Genomic DNA, 23,129 nt, shown 5'->3' on the forward strand with positions numbered 1-23,129 from the left:
GTTAAAAGTGGTCATATTGCACTTCAGTTTAGTGTAACCATGGAGTTTGAATATTTTATAGGTGTTCTGATAGCTTTCTAAGAGTTTGTTCCATGTAAATCTGGAATTGCCTATATTCTGGTTAATTTTAATCTTCATATCCTCATCAGGATACAACCTAACCTTCAAACCCTGATTAACACATTTCATAATACATTCAACTCCATCAAGACATAATTAATTTTTATATAAAATAATTTAATATAATAAACAATATATAAAGAAATAGAGAGAGCATTTGAAAAGTAATATTTTTTTCAGTGCCTTTTTTGTGAAATTCATCCCCGACCTTAAAGAGGTCGGGGCATTCTTTCACTATTAAGATAAAAATAGAAAAAAATAGCTAAATCAAAACTATTTTATGATAATTTTAGATTTAGCTGAGAATTTGTAATTCTTATCCGCTGAATTGACTACAACCTTATGCGAACCTTTTGAAAGGGTTTTGGTGTTGATTTTGCAAACGCCGTCATAATCAGTTATCAGATTGTAGGTCTTGGCTTTTTTGCCTGTGAAAACCTTGACCTTTACCTTAACCTTATACAGACCTTCATTTTTCTTGTCTGTTAGGGTTATCTTAAATTTCTTGGATTTCTTATACTTATTTGTCACTTCAGGAGCATTTACATTTGCTTTTCCTTTCTTGATTGTTAAGGTATTTTTGCTTGCATCAATCTTTCCCCAATCGTCTGAGATGTAAGTTACACTATATGTTCCGGCAGCCAGTCCTGTTGTTATTCTGATTTTGATTTTTCCGTTTTCATCGGTTGACCTATAAATTGACCTTTCCTTTTTGCCGTTTTTGAAGTTTATTATAACAGAATAGAACTTTATTGGCTTTTTAGTGTTCTTGTCAATTATCTGAACAGTGAACTTGTCGCCTGAGCCATAATCGGCTGTGAGATCTGAAGCCATTACAGTTAATGTTGTAGCGGATTTGAATGAATTGTCCAGAACAACATCCTTCTTATAGGTCTTGGTTGTCTTGCCGTTTGTTATTGTCAGTTTGGAATTGTAATAGCTGGAAATTGTAGCTACACTGTTTTGTTCAAATTTACAGTCAGTCAATGACACTTCGGCACTGTAAAGCATCAGCGCACTTACCGCTTCTGCAGTATTGTTTATGAAGTTGCACTTCTTGATTATTCCATTGCAGTCAAATGAGAAGTAGACGGCTGAATAATATCCGCTGTTTTCTATGAAATTGCAGCCAGTCAGTTTGAAATCATCGTCGGATGCGTGAATGGCGCTTCCTTCATTGGCGAAATTGCGTGTGAAGTTTGATTTCTCGACAATGAAGTTTCCGTAATTTGAAGAGCCTCCATAGTTGATTGCACCTCCGAACTCAACTCCGGTATTGTTTGTGAAAACGGAATTTTTGACATTGACGTTTCCGTAGCTTGAATCACCCTTGGCATTGCCAGTAAGGTAGATTGAAATTCCTCCGCCGCTTACCGCATTGTTGTTTATGAATGTTGATGATTCAACGTCAACGTTTCCAGCTCTTGTTTTTGACTGATTTTTATTCAAAGAATATTCACAGCATATCGCTCCGCCTGAAGTCTTTGCGAAATTTGTATCGAAAATGCAATCAGTAGCTGTTACGCTGGCCTTGGAATAGATTGCACCGCCGTTTTCGCCGTAGTTGTTCTTGAATGTGCAGTTTATGAATTCCAGGTTTCCAAGTGAATAGAACGCCCCTCCCTTGTTGGATACCGCATTGGTGAATATGATGTTTTTGAATGTCAGATTGCCTCCATTTACATGGAATATCCTTGTGTTGTTCTGGCCGTCCAATACTGCAGGCTCTTCTTTTGACTGTATGGTCAGGGACTTTGAAACCTTTATGGATTTGTCTCCGATATATGTCCCGTTAAGCTCAATGACATCATTTTCATCCGCATTGTCGATTGATGTTTGAATGTCCTCGAATGTCTGGACATCAGAAGAATCCGAAAGTACATCTGTTCCATTGTCCTCTGCCGAAACCGTTGCGATGCTCAGCATCAACAAGAGCAATGAGACTGTTAATATGATAAATTTCTTCATGATTATCACCTAATAACTATTTTAGAGGTCTTTGAAATACTATAATTCTTATTCAGTGAAGTGATCTTCACCTTGTGAGTTCCCCTTTTGAGTTTTTTGGTGCTTATTGTTGCCACACCCTTCTTGTTTGTCTTTACCTTGAATACCTTGTATTTCTTGCCTGTGTAAACCTTGATTTTTATTTTGATTTTACCAACTCTCTCATATGAGGCCTTATTTTTCACTGTGACCTTGAAGTCTTTTGCCTTCTTGTATTTTGCAGTCACCTCAGGTGCCTTGACAATTGTTTTTGCCTTGTTGATTGTGAGATATGCTGTAATGTTTTTGGCGTCATAGTACCTGCTCGGTGAGGAGATTATGACCTTGTGCTTGCCCAGGGTGAAATTCTTGTCAATCCACAGGCATGCGTAGGCTCCATAGTCGTCATCCCAGGTGGTTATGTTATACTCTTTTGAAGTCTTTCCGGTAAACACCTTAAGAGTGATTTTCCTGTCTTCCATAGACTCGCCGATATCCTCATCAGTCAGGGAAATCCTCCAGCCGTCATATTGTGAATCATAGGTTGTTGTAAAGTCGCTTGCCTTAAGTTTTGCCTTATGCTTGGCTGTCCTGTTGAGAGCGTCAATCATGCTTAGGTTCTTGTCAAACTCGCCGATGTCCTGATAGATTTCATCACTGACATAGGTATAATTCAAGAAGATATCGGTGAAAACCGCATAGATGGCATCTCCGTTTCCTCCGGCATTGGAATTGATGATTCTGGAATCAAATATGTCTATTGTGCCCCCAATGACATCATCACTGTTCAAATCGTTTCTTGAATAGATGCATCCTCCGGCATACTTTGCTGAGTTCCTGTTAAAAAAGGAATTTGAAATAGATACATTTCCCCAGAGGCATGATATTGCACCTCCGTAATTTCCTGTGTTGTTGATGAATCTGGAGTTGGATACATTAAGCTTTTGCTGGGATTCTATAGCAGTGCATGTGTTGTTTTCGAAAATTGAGTCAATTATATTCACATCACTGTAAATGTGAACCGCATCCTCGCCGGCATGATTGATGAATGTGCAGTTGATTATTTCGGATGCGGGAGATTCATATGCCCAGCAATATATAGCACTTCCCCAGTCAGCCTTGTTGTCATCGAATGTGGAATTTATAATGGTAAATGAACCCATATTTGAAAATATTGCTCCACCATTGCCGCATTCCAGTCCTCCGTTGTGATAGAATGTGCAGTTGATTATTGTCAGATGCCTGTTTTCTTCGGGAGTGAATGATATTGCGCTGTCCCCGCTGTTTTTGAAAATAAGATTCTTGAATACTACATCGGACTTGACTTCAAAGCCTGTCAATTTCTTCCCGTCAAGGGTAGCTCCATTGATACCCTTCAATGTAATGTTTTTGTCAATCTTGACCTTGTTTCTGGTTCCTGAAAAGTAGCCATCAAGCTCCAGAACGTCATTTTCAGCGGAACTGTCCACTGCCATTTGAATATCATCATAGGACGTTCCGTTGACTGATATGGTCTGGCCGTCTGCATCGGTAGCATTGTCAGAAGCTGCAACAAGACCGGTGCTTAAAAACAAAATAATCATCGAAAGGATTAATGTTGTTTTCAATCTCATATTGGTATATCTTGAAATTATTCTATATATAAATTAGTCTTTTAAAGTTTGCACTGATTAAAATTAGCAAAAATACAAAAAATTTTCATTATATGATTTAAAAAAAGAAAAGTTATAAAAGAGCTTCAATAGCTTCTTTTACATCACCTAAATCTTCAGTCGGCTCGAATCTGCGAACGACATTGCCATCACGGTCAACCAGAAACTTGGTGAAATTCCATTTGATATCATCATTGTCCTTATAGTGTCTGTCAACTGCTTTCAGGACAAGCTTGAGCTTTGTTGCACCTTTACCTGTAATGTCTGTGAAAGGCTGTTCGGCCTTTAGGTATTCATACAGAGGTGAAGCGTTTTCTCCGTTGACATCTATTTTATCGAATATTGTGTATGGAACCAGCCATTTTGAACGGCACACCTCGGTGATCTCTTCGGTTGTTCCCGGAGCCTGACCGCCGAACTGGTTACATGGGAAATCCAATATTTCAAAACCCTGTTCATTGAATTGGGCGTAGATTTCGTTTAATTCTGTGTATTGCGGTGTAAATCCACATTTGGTTGCTGAGTTCACGATTAAAAGTACTTTGTCCTTGTATTGGGATAGTGAAACCGGGTTGCCGTCACCATCCTTTACTTCAAAATCATATATTGACATGTCGAAACCTCCTTAAAAATATTTAGGCATTCAAAATATTTATAATTATTGTACATCTTCACATGAAAATTTAAATTATCTGAAAATCAATATATAATCATGTCAAGACAAGATAGAATCGTCAAAACAAGCATCATAGGAATTGTCGTCAACCTGATTCTGGTTGCATTCAAGGCGACAATAGGAATTCTTGTAAACTCAATAGCAATTACATTGGATGCAGTCAACAACCTGACGGACGCATTGTCATCCATCATTACCATTATCGGAACAAAGCTTGCGGGCCGTGCACCTGATAAGGACCATCCTTACGGATACGGCCGTATCGAATATTTCACAGCCGTAATCATTGCGGCGATTGTATTATGGGCAGGAGTGACATCCTTCATGGAATCCTGGCCCAAAATATTCAACCCCGACGTTACCTCATACACCACCGTTTCACTTATTATCATTGCAGTTGCTGTGGTTGTCAAGTTCGTTTTGGGAAGATATGTAAAGAATGTCGGTGAGGAAATCAACTCACAGGCTCTTGTTGCAAGCGGAAGCGACGCATTCTTCGATGCAATCCTTTCATTTTCAACACTGCTTGCAGCTATAATATCCATCTTTTTCCACATTTCCCTTGAGGGAATTTTGGGTGTGATAATTTCAATCGTGATTATCAAGGCAGGTATAGATATCCTGAAGGAAACCGTAGACAGCATGCTAGGTGAAAGGGTTGATTCTGAACTTTCAAGAAAGATAAAGGACACCATCTGTGAGTTCGATGAAGTCTACGGCGCATATGACCTGAGCCTTCACAACTACGGGCCTGAATCCATGCAGGGATCTGTACACGTTGAGGTGGATGACTACTTAACTGCCCCTGAAATCCACCGCCTGACAAGAATGATTACAACAAGGATATTTGAAGAGTTCTCCATTATCCTCACTGTTGGGATATATGCAAGAAATGATAAATACAAAAGCATTCGTGATGATTTGGAACTTATAGCCTCAAAATATGAAGAGGTTCTGGAAGTCCATGGATTTTTCGTCTATGAAGCCGAAAAGCTGGCCACTTTCGACATCATCGTTGACTTTGACGGCGACCGTGACAGGGTCAAGGACAAGATACTGGCCGAGATTACGGCCAAACATCCCGAGTTCAACTATATGATAATTGATGATTACGACATTAGCGATTGAACCTCTTAGGCTTAAAGAAACCGAAGAATTCTTGCACAAATATGTTAAATACTAGAAAGAATAAATAGTTAACCAAGGTGTAATTATGGAAACAAAAAACATTATACTGATTGCAATTGCAATTTTAGTTATTGCATTGATAGCTGTCGGAATATATAGTGTAAGCAATGGTACCCTTGACTTAAACTTGAATCCGGCGGAAAACAATACAACAAACTTTATTGATATCGGCACCATTAATGCGGATGACATAAACGACACCAACAACACCACTGTTGTAGGTGACAATTCAACATTGAACATTTCAAGCAATCTAACCAACAACAACACTCCGTATAAGGTATACGATCCTCAATCCGATTCATACGTTCCTGTTATCGGTGAAAAATTCGATGAAGAGGTAAACAGATGGTATACCTACGATGAAGATGGTGTAAGGTATTACAATACAAGAATTAATTAACTTTAATTCTTCTTTTTTTATTTTTTTTAGAGAAATATTTCACTTATCAGATTATCCCTGTAGGTGGTTTCGTCCTTCAGGCTCTCTATGTGGTGTATTACATTTAATTTTAAATCTTCCAGTTTTATTCTTGCCTCCAAATCATTGAAATCTACCTGGAAGTAAAAGACGTATTTTATTTCCATATCCCAGTCGAATATAACCCAGTTTGGGCCGCTGATGTCCAAAAGCTGGATTGACCACTTGGACATGATATTGTTGATTTTTGATGTAGTGTCATCTACATCAAAATCAGAGTCAAGGAAAATCTCCTTCATTGATATAAATCCTCAGCTTCAGATCCGACTTGAGGAATTTCGATATTGGATTCGTGTTTGTTGAAGATTCCAAAAGCTGTCAATTCCTTTTTCAATATGGACATTGCCTGAGAGGATTCCTGATTTTCAACGGAAAGAATAACGACATTCACCCAGTTTTCGTCTTCGGACAGGTAGATGCAAGGCTCAAAGAGCTGATACTTTGAAACTAATGTCAAAGGTAATTCATTGATTTTTTTGCTCTCGCCAGTGCATTGCTCATATAATTCTAAAATTCTTTCTTGGATATTCATGGTTATCACTTTATCTTTAAAGGTATAAGTATTTATTCAGATTTTTTCCTCATATTCAATTAACTTCTCTACATTCATACTTGATGCAATGAAACCCTCAGATAGAATAAGCCAGATTGCCTTTAAAAAACCATTATCCGTCAGTTTTTCGCAGTTTTCCAACCTCAGCATCTCATAATTAGGCCTGTCTCGGGTATCCCTAAGGAACTGGTCCTTGATGTCAAGCCTTAAATCATCGTCAATGAAACTTTCAAGAATGTCCTTGATGGCTATCGAGAAGGTATTTCCGATTGATTTTGTAATCTCAATCTCGTCACGGCCCATTTCACCGTCCAGAGACTGTTCAATGTTTAAAAATGATGAATAGTCCTGATAACCGTATAGGGTGAACCTTCCTTCGACGGTATGCGCTGCGTATTCGTCAATGAGCTCTGTAAACGGAGAATATATCAGCATATAGAGAGCTATTGATTCTATATATGTATTCTTGCTGCAGTCAAGGATTCGACAGATTATCCCAGTCAAAATCTCCTTTAAAAGAAAGTGGGAGAGCTCATGAATCAGGGTTGTCATGTGAAGCGATGGGGTCTGGCGGTCGTCGACAGTGATTTTATTGAACTCGAAATGGCCAAGTTCGGGTCCGTATGACTTGAAGTCAACGTCAACAAATGACTTTGCAAATAATAGGACCTTTTCCTGCACGTTAAGGCTTTCGAGGTCAATCTCGTTTGCCTTTACGATTTCCTCCATGTTCTCTAGGGCAGTTCGCTTTATGATTCTTGTGATTTTTTTAAAGTCCCTCATTGAAAAGCTGAAGTCATCTATCCTAATGAAATTTTCTTCTGTAAATATTTCATCAAAGCTTTCGAAATCTCTTTTTCCCTTAAATGTGAAGGTCGGATTTGTCCTGATTTCACGAGGCCTTTTCATCTCGGATATGTGCTTCAATGAGCAGAGGCAATCCTTGCAGTACAAATCCTTTTCAAAATATTTCTTAAAGCATTTAGGACAATATTTGGTTTTCGGACGGGGAGCCTCCGCTAAATAATAATCACAGTGCTCTTCTAAATATATATCGTATTCAGCAGGATAAAGAATATTATCTATTGCAAATCGTTTTTCTCGATCTTCTTTCAGATAAGAGGATAAATCTTTGACTAACATATATTATCTATTCATGATTAACAATGATACTACCCATATAAATAATGAAAACAGTATTACGTATTTTCCATGTTTTTTTGCTTTTTCGGAATCACGAGTCAATAGATAGATTGCAACGATTAAACCAATTATAGGCCATATAAAACCACCGACATAACCCAGGATTATTGCAATCTTATGGTCGTTTTCCTCAACAGGCGGAATGTATTGAGGAGCGGCAGGAGTTTCTTTTCCCACTACAAAATCATCTAAATTCACACCACAACTTTTACAGAATATTGCTTCGTCAGCTAATTGCTCACCACAATTTGGACAGATTTTCATTTTTTACACCTCTATATCTACATATTTGTTTATCAATTTATTTGAATTTTATGTTTCTTTGATATTATTGTAATTATGATTGATTAAAGTTATAGTTTCTCCTGTAAGTTATTGAATTATTAGTCATTTCTTAGATTAAACATGTAGTACATTGCCTCGGATAATCTCCCGTCATTTGCATACCTCTCGAATCCCAGGGAATACTTCAATAGAACTGCCCTTGGAATGAGGACGTTGTCGCTTTCGGGATTTATGACGATTCCATCCATGTCCTCAGTTAATATAAAGTTTACGAGGGTTGCAAGATTAATCAGCTGTGCGTATCTTATCTTGTTGGTGCTGACCTGGCCAATCTTGTCCTTTGAAGTAAATATTGTCGCATATATGCCTCCAACCCTGTCAAGATGAATCTGTGCAATGGGACCGGTTTTCTTAAGTGAAATTATATTGCCTTCAATTTCAAAATCCGAAAGCATCAGCGCAAGCATTTGTGAATTCGACATCTTTTCGAAGAGTGCCTCATAGTCCCCGATATGCTTTTGACTTTCAATGAAGCTTTCAAGATTATCGTTTCTTATGGAATCATAAATCTCTATTAATTCCTCTTCAGTGTATGGATTACCCGTGTAAAAATTAGTCTTTGGAATGTTAGTAATTGATAAAATGAATTCTTTTGAAAACAAGTATTTTTCGGAAGCGGGATTCAGTATGTATCCCTCGATGTCTGTAGTTTTGAGGATGTTCTGATACAGTTCAAAGGAATTCTGCAAAATCTGAATGTCATCATCCTTGTAGAACTTTCGAAATTCGTCACGGTCTGTGAATAATGGCGTGATTTTGGCATTATCATCCTCATAGATTATAAAATTAAGCGTGCCGTTTTCCCTTTTTGCGGGAATATACAGATTGGAATACCTGAATTCATTGATTAACTTTGACAGCAAGTCTTCTGTGATGTTGTTGTCGTTTAGATATATGTCTTCAATAACAGTTCTCAAGTGCTTGTGTGTGGACATCTTCAATCTAGATTATCGGCTATTTCCTGACCCAAATCAGTGAGCCTGTAGACTCTGTTCTTTCGATCTTCCTCATTTAGACAAACAGCCACGTCACAATCCTTTAATTCCTTCAATACTTTTGATATGTGATTGATTCTGATTCCAGAGTCCCTAGCAATGACACTTGGAATCTTATCCTCATCCTTGAGCGCCTTTACGGCTTTTGCCCGGTAAGATGATATACTTACATAAGCATATTTCTTTAATGTCTCATCATCCATAACTCTCACCCTTATACACATTATATTAACTGAATAATAATATATAAATTTATCCACCAATTAGATTAATTTAGCTATAACATAACTGTCAAGATAGATGAAGACTATTTCAGCCTTCCTTGATGTTTTTACAAATTCTTTAATATCACTAGCACCTTTGACATTTCCGATTAGGGTGTAGTCGCTGTTTGCAACATAACCTACGGTTTCACCATCGATTTCGACCCTTATTGCATCACCGTCATGAGGATTATCCGGTTCGGGCACTAAATCAACAGTAAGTCCCTTCTTGAAGATATCATTTCCGAAATAGAACTGGGTTCCGGTAATGTTAATCAATGTATCCGTTGAATTTTCTATAATGTCCTGCTGCGCTTCAAGCCTTTTAACCTCTTCCGTTTCGCCTTCAGCTATGAGATAGCATTTTTGAGCTTCAATAGGCTCGCTCAGGCAATCATAGATGCTTCCCTTGAGATACCAGAACCTTTCATTGTCCGGAAGTATTTCAATCGCTTCTGAGATAATTTCCAATGCCTGCTTCTTGTCGTTTGATGAATTTGCCCATTTATACAGCATCATGGCCTTATTTTCCAGGACTTCCGAATCCATTTTGATGCTTAAGGCCTCATCAAATGCCGTTTTTGACTCACTGAACCTGTCAAGATCTCGTAAAATAAGTCCCTTGGTGTTGAAATATTTATAATTTGAACTGTCATGTTCGATGGCGACATTGACCAGAACAAAGGCTTCCCTGAAACGCCTGTTTTCATAAAGCCTCAATGCCTCATCATATAGTGATGATTCCTTTTTCTCTTCGGCTTTGTCGCCCATCCAATCGTCCAGAGTGGACTTCTGATTTGACATGACCTCTCACTGCTCATAATCCTTGACGGATTTAATAAGGTTCTCCATATGGGATATTACATCATCAACTTCAAACTTATCGGTGTTATCCATCGTAAGGACAAGCTCGTTTGTCAAATCATCTATCTTTTTGATGATTGACCTTAATGTATCCTTTCTGGATTCTATTTCAGCTGATATCTTAGGTGAATCGGCATCTCCAAGCTCGACCAGGTTCACAAGGGCATCATATTCCTTGTCAAAGAGTTCCTTGGACTTGTCGACGATTCCTATGAATCTTGTGTATGTCAGCTGCGGTGGCTGGAAACGCTTTTCAATGACGTCACGGACATTGGATTCCTTAATATCGAATTCCTTTCTAAGATTCTTGATTTCAGGGTCTCCGCTTGTGAGATTGTTTCTTATTCTGCCTGTGATTCTTGATGTATCTGTTTTGAGTATTTTAGGCTTGTCTATTACCCTTTTCTCCAGAACCAGAGCTTCAGGGTATGGATTTGTCAGCTTATGGATTACTGTACCTATTGCGAAGGCAGGAATCTCGAATACCAGTGATGCCATAATCCATCCTATGAAATTTGTGTATGGTATGAAACTGAAGAATATGAATGCCAGGAGAAATATGATATGGCTGCACAGTTTGGTTTTGGAGAGCACATATCCTCCGGTCTTCTTGTTCTGCCAGTAGAATAGCAAATGTTTCAGGTCAGTGACGAATCCATAGTCATTGTGTTCCACAACCACTTTGGTTGGCTTTGCTATTTCAAAGGAATTGCTAATTGCCCTCATCAAAAGATAAATCATTGCCGCCAACAGGAATCCCACTACAAGTGCACCAAAGGCCGGAAAGCCTGCAAATATCGATGCTGTAAAAAATAAAAACACTGAAATGGAGGACAGTTTTGCCTTTGAAAGGACATATCCGTATTCGGTTTTCTGATAAAACAAATCGTGAACCACTTTACCTTGCGGTTTGGTGTTGACGACTATGCTGTTTGCTGTTGCCTTTACGACTTCACCCTTGAATGATTGGCTTCTGCAATCAGGGCAGAAATTCACATTGTCATCTACTTTACAGCCGCATCTGTTACAAATTTTAGTCATTTCTCTTATTCCTCAACTAGAAAATCTTCATATGTTAATGTATTTAGTTCTTCATCAGTTATTTCAGACTGTGGAGCCAGTCTGTTTGCCTGAGCAGTGATTACTTCTTCAAAGAAGTTCCTTACTGCTCTTCCGTTTGCAAAATTGCTTGATCTTGTCTCGTACATCTTCTCGAAATATTGTTTTATATAGTCATCCGCCGGCTTGTCCATGGTGAGGTTTGCCTCCTCGCACATGAGCCAGAAGATGTTGTAAAGCTCATCTGAGTTATAGTCGTCAAAGTAAATAAACTTGTTGAATCTTGATTCCAATCCGGGATTGGAATACAGGAATTTCTCCATCAGTGCAGGATATCCTGCCACAATAACAATCAAATCATCCCTATGATCTTCCATTGCCTTTAAAAGGGTATCTATCGCTTCACCACCATAGTCGTTTTCGCTTGTCTTTGCTAAAGCGTAAGCTTCATCTATAAAGAGTATTCCTCCCAGTGCGGACTGGATTACCTCCTGGGTCTTAATTGCGGTCTGTCCGACATATCCTCCCACAAGGCCTGAACGGTCGGTTTCAACCAGATGGCCCTTGCTTAAAAGGCCGATTTCATGATAAATTTTTGATAATAATCTTGCCACCGTTGTCTTTCCGGTTCCAGGATTTCCTGAAAATACCAGATGAAGGCTCATCGGAGGCTGCTTTATTCCACGGTCCTGCCTGAGCTTTCTTATCTGAACCAGATTGATTAGGGAATTCACATCCTTTTTTACCTTCTCAAGACCCACCAGCTTGTTTAGCTCATCAAGGTAGTCCTGCAGGCCTTTGCTTTCCTCTTCAGGCTTTTCCATTTTCAAATCACGTTTCAAATCTATCTGTGTGTCCTCTGTAAGCTTGTCACCTAAACTGCTTTCAAGCTTATCGATGTATGACTGGTAATCTTTTAAGACATTGTCGTCAAGCTCATTGTCAACCGTGATGAAAAACTTCCCGAAGAGTTTATAGCACTTGAAGAGTGTGCTAACTGAGTTGAGATTGGTCATGTCATAGTTTCGACCGAACTCGTCAAGTTCTGAAAGACAATTGAATGACTGCGGAATCTCATCCATGCCAGAATCCGTGAGGTTCAATATATCCTCACGTGAATAAGTGCTGTCGAGAAGCGAGTTGATGAATTCAACTTCATTGTCAGTGATTTTCCCATCCCCAAGTCCGAGATAACTGAACCATCTGAAGAAATCATCCAATATAAGGCTTTCCAGGGTGATGTTTCCCAAATCGCTGATGGACTGACAATATGGTCTGAAAACATCCAAAGTCTTAACTAAAAAAGTCAGATTAGTCAGTTCGTTTTTCAGATTATCAATCTGAAACTTGTCTACCTTTCCCTGACAGAACGGACAAATTTCATTAGAGTTATCTAGAATCTTTCCACAATTACTACAAATGCTCCAGTTCAACATCATATTATAGTTAAAGGATGTAGTATAAATATGTTGTGATTAAGTGAGTTGTCTGCATGATTTGAATTCAATGATTTTTAGATATGATGTATCCTGTTTTGATATTGCTTCAAGCATCATTTCATCATTTGTAACAAAAATCAAATTATCATGTTTTAAACCACAATCATGTGCATCAACAATTATTTTACAATCGGAGCATGTATTTCACTTTTGAATAATTTTAATGCATATTCATAATATTTAAATAATTATCCAAAATATCATTCAACTTCTCATCATATTCATTTTTAACAAGATTAGACCAGAAAATTGAATCATCACGATTATCATTAATGAACTTCACCGAAGATTCGTGCCATTTATCATGAGCTACAGTATAACCTATAGAAACATTGGTATCAATGAAATAATTCATAAAATCACTATCTTAGACTTGTATGAATTTCATATAGTTCTTCTTGAGAGTAATCTCCACTAAATTCACAGATTTCCCTAAAAAAATCTTTTAAGTAATTATAATGTTTAATTTGGATTTCCTCTTGAAATGCTTCAAATTCTTCTAGACTCAAATAACTTTTATTAAGGTAATAATCAAAATTTACTTTAATATACTCAATGAAAAACTTCAATAATTCTACTGCAAAATCACAATGGCCAAAAGATGAATCTAAACAATTCTGATGAATAATATATTCAATGAACTGTGAAATTGAAAGAAAATAATTCAATTCATCCCATAACTCCAACTCTTCTAATTTTAATGCAATCTGATTGAATCTATCAGACAGATCATTGTAAAAGTTCAGATTATCATCTTTGATGCCTTTTACAAAAGATTTGAGTTTATTAAGACCTGCTTCTATCATCTCTTTGATTTTCAAGATGATGCTTTCATCATAAACAATGGTTTGGTTGATATTAATTGTCATATTGTACTCCTAAAACTTCTTGATTATAGTTTGTAGAAGGCCATATATAAATATTTTGCAATATAACCTATGGATAATAGACTATATTAAAATTGAAGTCATTACAATAAATTGTTTTCACAATTAAAAATTGTAGTCAAAAAACCATCACTTAAATATTTTTCTATTTCAAGTAGTTTTCAATGAAATTGTTGAATGCAATATTGTCCACAAATCCTGCGCTGTATACGATTCCCGCCCGTTCATATCTTCTGTGATAGGTCTGAAGGCTTGATTCATATGAGGCGTCCAGTTCCCTGTCATGCCTTTCTAAGGCCAGCTGTTTGCAGCGTGCCGGAATCATTGTGGAGCACCTGTATGACTTGCCTCTTGTCCTCTGGCGGTTCGGCTCGTATTTGTCTGAAATTGAAACCACACGGTAGATGATTCTTGCGCTGTCGAGAAACTTCCTGATGTCTAAAAATTCAACATCATCCTTGTTCTTTTCATAGTATTCCTCATATATCAGCGGAAGGGCAATCGTTACGGTTTCCAATGGTTTGGCGGCAAGGCCGTTGAGCATCCTGTCTGAGTACTTGTCGACAATCTTGTCGAGCTTGTAGATTTCCTTTGAAAATTCACCTTGGGTATCCTTTTCCTTTATGGAGTCGACGACTTCAACCAGAGTGCACTTGCTTGAGTTTCTGCATAGAAAATCGCCCTTGAACTCAATTAAAAAAATGAAGAAGTTGTTGTTTTCCTTCTTATACCAGATTGCATCGGTGGTCTTCGGAGTGATTAGGAGGTTTCCTTCCCTGAATATCTTGCAGGAATGACATATTTCATCCAAAGCATACATGCGAAACTCGTTTTTTCCATCGCCTATCGGCAGGATTGAAACTCCCTTTGAGTTTTCGGCTATCTCATGAGCCTTCCAGTAGAACTGGCGAAAGGAGCCGAGAAAGTCAATGAAAAGCTGTTCGTCAGATGTCATGGTCTACTCCTTGAAAAGTATTTTGGCCTTTAATTTGTCCAGATCATCATATGGCTGTGTTAGATTTTCATAAATCTCTCCCATGTTTTTGGGGTTGATTCTCTTGAAGACATAGCCGTCATATCCCTCTTCGGTTAGATAGAAAGCGGTGCTGTCAAGCAAATCATAGTACTGCGCATAAAGGCTCATCGCCTCGATGAATATCGGGCTATGGGAGTTGAGGTAAACATAAATATTCAAATCCTTTGCAAGTAGAGTGAGGATTTGGGCAAACTTGACCTGCCATGAAGGGTGAAGGTTGCTTTCAGGCTCGTCAATGATTAGGAATGAATTTTCCTTCAGTGAACCGTTTTCAAGAAGCATCTGGATTATGCCAATCTGCTTCATTCCGGCTGATGACCTGAGTGTGCAGTTGTTTTCTATGATATTTTGGATTTTGGAGATGATTTCGGTGTTATCTGTTTTTGACTTATCCTGAAGGGCATCAAGAAGGTGTCTTATATGGTCGATGCTGAAGAAATCGGGATTTGTCAGGTCCAGAATTGAAATCTCCTCGATGAAAAAGATATCGCTTATATCGGGATTTCCTGAAAACCCAGTGTATTCTGTGTTATTGAGTCCCTCGTTTGCCATCAGCTCATCCAGGGACTGACCGTAAATCTCTGATTTTACATAGCAGTATATCAGTTTGGAAGCGGTGGTCTTTCCGCTGTGGTTTACTCCTCCTACAACGTTGATTCTTTTAATACTGATTTCTGTAGTGTAAATGGGTCCGTATTTTCCAACATGTAACTTCATCCAATCGCCTCATGATTAGATTTTAGTTTCATGATTAATAGTTGTTTTGCTGAAGCTAGTATTCATCAAGGATACAAAAATCCTCATATTCCTCCAGATCTCTGGATATCAGTTCCTCATACAGTTCCTCGTCCTTAATAATCCAGGCCAGATTAAGTTTTTTCACTTTCTTTTCCAGTTTAAACAAACTTTTATCGTATAAAGCCTTCAATTTTCCTTCCTCATGGTAATTGTAAACCCATGAGGAATTACCTTTCCTGTATACTTTTAAAACTCCGCTGCTTGACATGGTCATATATTAGTTTGTATAAATTAATCTGAATAGTGCAAGAGCATTTGTCAAGTAATCGCAATATAACGTAGGGTGAAAAATACTGTTTTAACTGTAAAAATTCTTTGATTCCATATCTTACATTCCATTTAAATCCGTGTTTAATATTAAATTCCATAGAAGATTTATTTGATAACTTAAACACTCAAAATATTCTATTCATCAAATATATAAGATTGTCTGTTATATGAAATGACTACACTAAATTCAAACTAATTAACTTTATTTTATATTAATTATAAATATTAAAATTGTGATTAACATGGTGTTTTGTTCTAAATGTGGTAGTGAAAATAAGGATACAAATGAAATTTGCAGTGAATGTGAAGCTCCATTGTTTACTTCTAAAAACCTGAAACTAAAAAAATATAATCGTTTTGAAGAAATATTTACCGATGAAAACCTCAATATTTTACAAAATCATAATTTCAGCGAAGATGATTATAATACAATTTTAGAAAATATTAAAGACATGGGACATTATAATTTGGATAAAATTACTCAAAGTGGAGAGTATTCATTTAATTCCATTCTATCAAAAATTGCTGCTATCGTTGCTGCTTATACTCCAGTCAATTATAAATCCCGTGGAGCTGAACTTGGAAGCTATGCATTTAATTTAATTAATGTAGATGACAGACTTGACAGCGCAAATCAAATCGCCACTTTAATTCATGAGTTAACACACCATTTAGTATCCGAGATTTTTGAACAGATTTTAATGTATATATGGCAAGTGGAAAAAAGTGATGTAATTGAAGCTTTTGTATTTTTCGCACTTACATGTAATCCAATTCCGATATTGGTTAATGAATACTGCGCCCATTCAGTCGAAGGCAGATTTGTACCACATGGTTACCAAAATTACGGCTCATTCAACAATGTTTTAGCTGAAAACTTTGACATAAACAAGGATATGGAAATAGTAATCCAATGCTCAATTTATGGAAATACTCTCGCTAATGATTTAACAAAATTATTTGAAACCTTCATTAATGAAAACTTACGTGAGGAAATCAAAAGACAATTCAAAATTGACTATCAATACCCTCCAAAATATGACCAGATTTTATTTGAGCGAAAAGAGATTATGGCTCCAGAATCATTAATTGAGAGCATTTTTACTACATTAATTCTTGGGTTTACACTTGCCCGTGAAAAAGATGCACGTGAAATTCTAGATGCCTTTGAAAATAATTATAAAGAGATTAATCAAATGCAAAAAACTTTTGGTTAATTTCTGCTTCTATTTCATACATATTCATGCCGCTGAACAATTTTAAAAGATAAGTAAATGAATCCTTTTCAGGTACTCTTAATTCCATAATATTAAAATTAGTGTATGACTCATGGAAGCGATTTTTCAAATCATCAATGTCCAGACTTAAAGAATGAAGCAAACTATACAATGCATTAAACTCATCAGGGTCTGTATAATTCCTATTTGAATTAATAGAGTAGATAAATAACTTGAAATAATTATCCAAAAGATTAAATTGGTCATTGATTGCTTTATATAATACAATTAAAGATTCGATGTCAAAAATGTCCATGTTATTTTTAGATTCAATCTTGTCAATAATCAAATTGCACATTTCCTCTTTTGAAGAGTATTTCCCATCTCTAAAAATCATTTCAAATTCATTTGGTGTAAAAACCCTTTTTAGATAATAGTTATCATCATAGAAAAGAATATAATCATTTTCATCAATGAAATCTCTGCCTTTATCTGATAGTTCATAAGACTTTTCTGGGAAAATTTCCTCAAGCTCCTCAAGACTTAAGTTGTCTCCTAACCTTTCAATCAATTCATCTTTTTTACCTGATACTTTAAGATCATGAGCCTTTAAAATTTCCTTCAAATCAGCTACGGTTGATTTTTGAGCAGACAACAAAGGAGATGCAGGAGAGATAAAATCATCTTTAATAGCCTGAGCATTCAAATCATCTTCAGTGATATTATACTCCCTTTCTTTGCTTTTTAAAAATCTCCCGCCATAGGAATCTAAAAATATTACATAAGCAAATTTGAAGTTTGGAGAATATTTCTCCGAAACACTCTTCTTATACAATGCTTCTAGTTCTGAAATATCATCATCAAAAGCTTCCTTAGTTGCTATAGTTGATCCAATTATTTTGCTGCCGCATTCATGACAGTATTCACTGTTTTTAAGAATTTTTACATTACAATTAGGGCATTCTGTAAGGTTATGTTCTTGATTTGCTAAGAATTTGAATTTGCGAATTTCACCTGAAGATTTATTTGATTTTGAAAAGTCATATCCGCAATTAATACAGAATTTATTATGGTTTTCCTGTATTTCATTGCAGAGCGGACACTTTTTACTTTGATTAAAACTATAACCACAGTTCATACAAAATGCATCAGAACTATTCTGAATAGACCCACATTGAGGGCATTTAAGTGTATCTTGACTAAAATTACTGTTTTTCTGCTCAGCACACTGCATTAATAATGTTTCAAGCCTTTATTCAACATTATCCTCAGTGACAGTGCCCTGCTTTATTTCTTTTTTAATCTGCGATCTAATAATAGTGCCATCATTAATTTCTAGACCTAAACTTTCAAGATGTTTTATAAATTCATTTTTTAAAATAAATCCACCAGTAATTTCTTTAAGTTTTTTCTCAGCAGGACTCTTATTTAATAGACCCATAACATACACCTGTTAAATACTTTGACTTTAATTATTTAAAAAAATTTTGAATTTAAATATATCTTGTATAACATTTTCTTATAAAATCAATGAAATACGATAATTAACTAATTAAAAATAACCTGGAAATACTCATTTTCCTGTTTTCCAGATACAACTGATTCATTTCACCTGCCGGAAGCATTATTACCTGAATATTCTCCAAACCTAAATCATGCAATATTCCAATTTCAACATATCCTTTATTTTCAACTTGATTTTCATAACTAGGCATTAAAAATGCGTTTTTAACACCCTTAAAATTATTTTCTTCAATAAACTCCCTGTAAGCCAGTTCATACAAGTATTGTTTTGTCACATCACTTAAACCTGGCTGCTTTTCTAATTTTTCTGTGACTTTTAACTTGTAGTATTTAGCATCCAAAATAACAAAGTAACCATTCCAGAAGGTTATTAAATCAGGCCTGAAAGTATCAACTTTAAACGTGCCCTCTTTCAAGTGCCATTCAGGCTTTTTGATAACATCAATCAGTTTAGTATATGAATTTGAATCATTTAAGATTTCACGTAATGATTTATTTAATTTATCCCCAAAGACTCTCCTGCAGACATCTTCCCAGACTACATGATAGGTATTGGTTCCAAAGACTGTTAAATAATTATCATTTGAAAATGAGTTTTTACCTGCTAGATAAGCATGCATTGACTTTAAAAGCTTTTGTTTGTGTGAGTTGAACTCAACATTCAACTCTTTGGTGAGCTTTTCTAAAATTTCTGTGATTTCACCGAAATCATCCTGCTCATGGTGTGAAAGCTCAACCGGTGTCAGGTCAAATAAATCAATCAGCCCGGCACTTTCCAAACGCCTTGAGCAATCGGTAATGATATATTCATGTAATAAATGGAAATAATCAAACAAATCATTGATTTTATATCTGGTTTGAAGTTCTGTGTAGTAGGGTTTATTGTTCTTAATAATCGGATTGGTGTAGTTGACTGTTCTGTTCCAGTCGATTTCTCCGTTTCCGTTGCTTTCAAGGATATTTTGAATATTGGTGTAAATACCGTTTTCAAAGTAATCCTCCAGGAAAAACACCATCATTGACAGCAGATTAAATGAAATGTCTTCAAGATTTTCATTTGAATAGTCAATCTCCTCATTCAGGGATTTGTATTTCTTGATGACACTGATGATTTGCTTAAAGTCATCTTTAATGTTATCCGTGTTAGGGATATATTTGGGATAGCAGTTAATGACCATGTCATCAACAATGATTACTCCGACAAACTTGAATTGATAGGAATCCTCATCCTTGTCGATGATAGCATAACTGGTAAGCTTTTCAAATGCCTTTTCATCAATAATTTCAAGAATTTCCGCTTTGGAATAGTGCTTCAATTCCCGGATGTATATGGAGTTCATTCATCATCACTTATGAATTTGGATTTGATGTTGTCGCAAAATATTTCAATTCCGATTTCGTCGAATTTTTCACAGATTTCAGAATATGTTACATATTCTTTAGTTTTTGCTCCCTTGAAAAGATCATTTCTTTTAGCTCTTGCAGCATCTTCAAACAAATACATGATGATTTTGTTTTTGAATATATCTTTGAAAGTTTCAACATCTATTTCTTTTTCCATGAATTCATTAAATGCAAAGAACGGCCCCATAAGTTTATCTTCGTTTATTTTGTATGATAATAATTCATCGTTTATTGCTTTTCGAAGGAGGTTCCAGTTGACGTCAATGCCGTTGAGATTAACATTGATATTTTCGATTAGTTTTTCATTGTGGTTGATGCTGAAATATTTGAAGTCCCATCTACGTTTGAAAGCTGTATCCATTGGGAATACTCCCTGATCAGCAGAGTTCATAGTTGCCCAGATGAATAAGTTTTCAGGTATTTTGATTTTATCTTTGTTAAGATATGTTTTCATGTCTTCTGTTGTGTCAATTGGATAGATTGAAACATTATTTTCTCTGTCTAATAGTTGGAAAACATCTCCAAAAACAGCTGCAACATTAGCTCTGTTGATTTCTTCGATGATTAATAAGTAAGGTTCATTTGGATGTTCTATTGCTTTTTTGAGAACTCTCATAAATGGTCCGGGGACATATTTGTATGTAATTGAATTGTTTTCTGGAACGGGTTTATAGGTTCCAACAAAGTTTGCATAGGAGTAATCTGGATGGAAAGTTACTCTTTCATAGTTATTGGGATAATTTTTTAATAAGTTATCTTTATCTTGGTTTAAATTGTAGGATTTACCTGTTCCCGGCGCTCCAAAGTAAATAATATTTCTTTTTAGATCACATTCAAAAAGAGGTTTAATAGGTTTATTTTTAAATAAATTTAAAATTTCATCTTCAAATAAAGAGTAACCTTTAATACCTGCTTTATTTGATAATAAAACTAATTGTCCATCAAGAGCATAATACCATTCTTCAGGAGATATATTAAACTTTTTAAGAAAATCTTTTTTCATATTATCCCAATGAACAACTGGAAATTTATCCGGGAAAATCAATGTAAAATATTTATGCACCCACTGATTTAGATGAGAGGTTGTGCAATCAGAAAATATATCTCCTAAATTATTTTCCAATTGAATATAATCATTTACATCAACTAAATTAGAATTTTTTATTAGATTAGCTCCATTTACTAATGCATCTCTTATTTTTCCACCTATTTCAATAGCCTCATCTTCGCTGACATTACTTGATTTTTTTGGTGAACCCGCAGTCCATTGATGTGTTTCATTATGCTTAAATAAAGAATATTTATGTGCTGAACCTCCAGATATACTTCCTGCAAAAGTATAATCTTTTGAAAACTCTAAATAGTAACATAAATTGTTTTTATCTCCATCATGGAGAAAAATTGTATTTAAAATATCCATACCTTCCAAATTTTTCAAAATTTCAGGAGAGAATAATTCTTTAAAATTAATATATGCTTGTTCATTGCCTTCATTTTTGAAATTACCTAAATTATTTTCATTTAAATATTTTCTAATAATACTTGCAGATTTTTCAATTGAATTAGAATTAAAAATATTTAAAATATCTTCTTTAGCATCACCCTCAATTTTAAAAACAGTCATTAGAGCACCTAAAGTATTTTGAGTAGATTTTTCAAGATTATCTTTAGGGATTTTACATAACCATTCCACATCCCTTACATCAGAATATTCGTCATTAATTAACGATGACTTATAATAATTAGAAACAATCTTACCAAAAAGATAATGATGATTCCAAGAATTATTTGATAAAACGTAATCTCCTTCTTTAATCTGATGACAAAACTTGATTATATTGGCAGCATATTTTCCTTTTGTATGGTTAGATTCATTTGGATACTTTTCATAAACTAACTTTTTAATTTCATCAGGAGTTTTATTTGTTAAATCTCCTAATTCCCAACCAATAGCCACTATATTCAATTTTTCAAACTCATCTATTAAAATAGCATTTTTTCCAGCCCTTACCATCCACATATTTACCATAAATCATCACCTATTAACGTTTTATTTAATCGTCAATTTATTCTCCAATATTAAAATAATCACTATCAATACGCTTTATTTCATAAGTATGACTAGTAAAAGTACCAACATTATATTCAATCATTAATCTTGCTAATTTTTCACCATCAATCAGTACAATTGATTGATGTTTTGCAGAACTAATCGCTTCACGTGTGAATGAGGAAGTTGTAATAAAAACACCTTTAGATAAACCTTTTTCATTTAATGCTCCTGCAAATTTATGAATTTCAGGTCTTCCTATTACATTGCCTTTGGCAAATCTTTTTGCTTGAATTGCAATCTTATTAATACCTAACCTGTCTTCATTAATGATTCCATCAATACCCCCATCATTAGTTGGTGAGGTTACTCTGCCAAATTCTCCATAACCCATTTCAAGTAGTAAATCAACAACTAATCTTTCAAAAAAGAAAGGATCATTATTTAAAATATTTTCAAGAATGGAATCTACAAGAGAATCATTGATTTTTTCTAATGATTTTTCAATTTCCTCTTCAGGGGTAGATTCACCTTCAAGTTCTTTAGGTTTACCGGGATTAAACCAATTGTAAACTTCAGGGATTTCCATTAAATCATCAATAGTAATATTAGGGTTTTTACTATGTTCTTTAAATCCTAGTTCTGTGATATTAACAGAACCCCAATGTTTAGATTCAACATACCCTGCTTTTTTAAGAGTTGTTATAGACCAACTAATAGATTGTTTATAATTGGCTCAGATCCTGAAGGCAATAGTTCATGGCGTTCTTCATCTGTTAAGTCTAATTTCTTTGAGAGTTCTTCTTTGAGATTTCTTGTTTTATATTCTTTTCTATCTGAAAGGAATTCTAATACATCATTAAATAATTCATCAAATTTTGGAATTGGCATGACTTCACCCGCTTATTTATTGTTATTAATTTATGTTAATAAATATTTAAAAATTTAACCAATAAACTTCCTATGGGCAATTTTCACATTAGTCTGATTTACCATAGCATATTGCATTGTGGTATCAATCTGCACATGCCCTAATAACTTTTGAACTTGTTCTATAGG

General features: G+C 35.4%; 27 protein-coding genes and 1 pseudogene. 3 read left to right on the forward strand and 25 right to left on the reverse strand.

The annotated features are described in order from the left end of the window. The 4 genes from ACKI3D_RS00875 to ACKI3D_RS00890 all read right to left on the reverse strand — a co-directional run. Window positions 1–189: helix-turn-helix domain-containing protein (locus ACKI3D_RS00875; RefSeq protein ID WP_407391434.1), on the reverse strand; the 189-nt coding region annotated here is incomplete at its 3' end. Window positions 190–393: 204 nt separating this feature from the next. Then, a complete protein-coding gene (locus tag ACKI3D_RS00880; RefSeq protein ID WP_407391436.1) occupies window positions 394–2,088 on the reverse strand; it encodes a hypothetical protein in 1,695 nt (564 codons plus the stop codon). Window positions 2,089–2,093: 5 nt separating this feature from the next. Next, a complete protein-coding gene (locus tag ACKI3D_RS00885) occupies window positions 2,094–3,719 on the reverse strand; it encodes a hypothetical protein (protein WP_407391438.1) in 1,626 nt (541 codons plus the stop codon). A 112-nt stretch (window positions 3,720–3,831) separates the two neighbouring features. Next, complete coding sequence (locus ACKI3D_RS00890) at window positions 3,832–4,371, reverse strand: glutathione peroxidase (protein ID WP_407391440.1); 540 nt, start codon at window positions 4,369–4,371, stop codon at window positions 3,832–3,834. Between the two features lie 99 nt (window positions 4,372–4,470). On the opposite strand from ACKI3D_RS00890, the gene ACKI3D_RS00895 reads away from it, so the two are divergent. Both ACKI3D_RS00895 and ACKI3D_RS00900 read left to right on the forward strand, forming a co-directional pair. Further along, window positions 4,471–5,562 (forward strand): cation diffusion facilitator family transporter, encoded by a 1,092-nt coding sequence (locus ACKI3D_RS00895; protein ID WP_407391442.1) that lies wholly within the window; start codon window positions 4,471–4,473, stop codon window positions 5,560–5,562. A gap of 85 nt (window positions 5,563–5,647) precedes the next feature. Further along, window positions 5,648–6,025, forward strand: a complete 378-nt coding sequence (locus tag ACKI3D_RS00900; RefSeq protein ID WP_407391444.1) for a hypothetical protein — start codon at window positions 5,648–5,650, stop codon at window positions 6,023–6,025. A 26-nt stretch (window positions 6,026–6,051) separates the two neighbouring features. Here the strand turns inward: ACKI3D_RS00900 and ACKI3D_RS00905 are convergent, their stop codons facing one another. The 14 genes from ACKI3D_RS00905 to ACKI3D_RS00970 form a co-directional block, all read right to left on the reverse strand. After that, entirely contained in the window at window positions 6,052–6,342 is a 291-nt protein-coding gene (locus tag ACKI3D_RS00905) for a hypothetical protein (RefSeq protein WP_407391446.1), read from the reverse strand. Next, entirely contained in the window at window positions 6,339–6,635 is a 297-nt protein-coding gene (locus ACKI3D_RS00910; RefSeq protein ID WP_407391448.1) for a hypothetical protein, read from the reverse strand. The genes ACKI3D_RS00905 and ACKI3D_RS00910 overlap by 4 nt, the downstream gene beginning before the upstream one ends. Window positions 6,636–6,671: 36 nt before the next feature. Further along, window positions 6,672–7,799, reverse strand: coding sequence for a hypothetical protein (locus ACKI3D_RS00915; RefSeq protein ID WP_407391450.1), 1,128 nt, complete (start codon window positions 7,797–7,799; stop codon window positions 6,672–6,674). Between the two features lie 3 nt (window positions 7,800–7,802). Continuing rightward, window positions 7,803–8,123, reverse strand: coding sequence for a zinc ribbon domain-containing protein (locus ACKI3D_RS00920; RefSeq protein ID WP_407391451.1), 321 nt, complete (start codon window positions 8,121–8,123; stop codon window positions 7,803–7,805). 119 nt (window positions 8,124–8,242) lie between these two features. Then, on the reverse strand, window positions 8,243–9,139 hold the full coding sequence (locus ACKI3D_RS00925) for an SseB family protein (protein WP_407391453.1): 897 nt from the start codon (window positions 9,137–9,139) through the stop codon (window positions 8,243–8,245). A 2-nt stretch (window positions 9,140–9,141) separates the two neighbouring features. Beyond that, window positions 9,142–9,402, reverse strand: coding sequence for a transcriptional regulator (locus tag ACKI3D_RS00930; RefSeq protein ID WP_407391455.1), 261 nt, complete (start codon window positions 9,400–9,402; stop codon window positions 9,142–9,144). Between the two features lie 60 nt (window positions 9,403–9,462). Beyond that, window positions 9,463–10,266 carry an HIRAN domain-containing protein gene (locus tag ACKI3D_RS00935; protein ID WP_407391457.1) on the reverse strand — a complete coding sequence of 268 codons (804 nt, stop codon included), beginning with the start codon at window positions 10,264–10,266 and terminating at the stop codon, window positions 9,463–9,465. 6 nt (window positions 10,267–10,272) lie between these two features. Beyond that, entirely contained in the window at window positions 10,273–11,367 is a 1,095-nt protein-coding gene (locus tag ACKI3D_RS00940; protein ID WP_407391459.1) for a zinc ribbon domain-containing protein, read from the reverse strand. A gap of 5 nt (window positions 11,368–11,372) precedes the next feature. Continuing rightward, a complete protein-coding gene (locus ACKI3D_RS00945) occupies window positions 11,373–12,824 on the reverse strand; it encodes an AAA family ATPase (RefSeq protein WP_407391461.1) in 1,452 nt (483 codons plus the stop codon). A 220-nt stretch (window positions 12,825–13,044) separates the two neighbouring features. Beyond that, entirely contained in the window at window positions 13,045–13,239 is a 195-nt protein-coding gene (locus tag ACKI3D_RS00950; protein ID WP_407391463.1) for a hypothetical protein, read from the reverse strand. A 7-nt stretch (window positions 13,240–13,246) separates the two neighbouring features. Then, window positions 13,247–13,753: a hypothetical protein gene (locus ACKI3D_RS00955; protein ID WP_407391465.1), complete on the reverse strand. Its 507-nt coding sequence runs from the start codon at window positions 13,751–13,753 to the stop codon at window positions 13,247–13,249. Between the two features lie 163 nt (window positions 13,754–13,916). Next, the gene (locus tag ACKI3D_RS00960; RefSeq protein ID WP_407391467.1) at window positions 13,917–14,591 is read right to left on the reverse strand and encodes a hypothetical protein; all 675 of its coding nucleotides are present in this window, start codon (window positions 14,589–14,591) and stop codon (window positions 13,917–13,919) included. Window positions 14,592–14,729: 138 nt separating this feature from the next. Continuing rightward, window positions 14,730–15,524 (reverse strand): AAA family ATPase, encoded by a 795-nt coding sequence (locus ACKI3D_RS00965; protein ID WP_407391469.1) that lies wholly within the window; start codon window positions 15,522–15,524, stop codon window positions 14,730–14,732. Between the two features lie 55 nt (window positions 15,525–15,579). Then, complete coding sequence (locus tag ACKI3D_RS00970) at window positions 15,580–15,813, reverse strand: hypothetical protein (protein WP_407391471.1); 234 nt, start codon at window positions 15,811–15,813, stop codon at window positions 15,580–15,582. A gap of 304 nt (window positions 15,814–16,117) precedes the next feature. On the opposite strand from ACKI3D_RS00970, the gene ACKI3D_RS00975 reads away from it, so the two are divergent. Beyond that, window positions 16,118–17,092 (forward strand): zinc ribbon domain-containing protein, encoded by a 975-nt coding sequence (locus ACKI3D_RS00975; RefSeq protein WP_407391473.1) that lies wholly within the window; start codon window positions 16,118–16,120, stop codon window positions 17,090–17,092. On the opposite strand, the gene ACKI3D_RS00980 is transcribed toward ACKI3D_RS00975, so the two are convergent. The 7 genes and pseudogenes from ACKI3D_RS00980 to ACKI3D_RS01010 all read right to left on the reverse strand — a co-directional run. Then, window positions 17,064–18,326 (reverse strand): SAP domain-containing protein, encoded by a 1,263-nt coding sequence (locus tag ACKI3D_RS00980; RefSeq protein WP_407391475.1) that lies wholly within the window; start codon window positions 18,324–18,326, stop codon window positions 17,064–17,066. The genes ACKI3D_RS00975 and ACKI3D_RS00980 overlap by 29 nt on opposite strands. 18 nt (window positions 18,327–18,344) lie before the next feature. Beyond that, window positions 18,345–18,533, reverse strand: a complete 189-nt coding sequence (locus ACKI3D_RS00985) for a hypothetical protein (RefSeq protein ID WP_407391477.1) — start codon at window positions 18,531–18,533, stop codon at window positions 18,345–18,347. A gap of 103 nt (window positions 18,534–18,636) precedes the next feature. After that, a complete protein-coding gene (locus ACKI3D_RS00990) occupies window positions 18,637–19,956 on the reverse strand; it encodes an LlaJI family restriction endonuclease (protein WP_407391479.1) in 1,320 nt (439 codons plus the stop codon). Then, the gene (locus ACKI3D_RS00995) at window positions 19,953–22,049 is read right to left on the reverse strand and encodes an AAA family ATPase (protein WP_407391481.1); all 2,097 of its coding nucleotides are present in this window, start codon (window positions 22,047–22,049) and stop codon (window positions 19,953–19,955) included. Before ACKI3D_RS00995 ends, ACKI3D_RS00990 begins: the two co-directional genes overlap by 4 nt. Before the next feature lie 37 nt (window positions 22,050–22,086). Next, window positions 22,087–22,659, reverse strand: a complete 573-nt coding sequence (locus ACKI3D_RS01000; protein ID WP_407391483.1) for a restriction endonuclease — start codon at window positions 22,657–22,659, stop codon at window positions 22,087–22,089. A gap of 113 nt (window positions 22,660–22,772) precedes the next feature. Next, window positions 22,773–22,961: a winged helix-turn-helix domain-containing protein gene (locus ACKI3D_RS01005; protein ID WP_407391485.1), complete on the reverse strand. Its 189-nt coding sequence runs from the start codon at window positions 22,959–22,961 to the stop codon at window positions 22,773–22,775. A gap of 54 nt (window positions 22,962–23,015) precedes the next feature. Then, window positions 23,016–23,129: pseudogene (locus tag ACKI3D_RS01010) on the reverse strand (integrase); the annotation flags it as partial.

The sequence above is a fragment of the Methanobrevibacter sp. genome, from assembly GCF_045586545.1.
Taxonomy (GTDB): domain Archaea; phylum Methanobacteriota; class Methanobacteria; order Methanobacteriales; family Methanobacteriaceae; genus Methanocatella.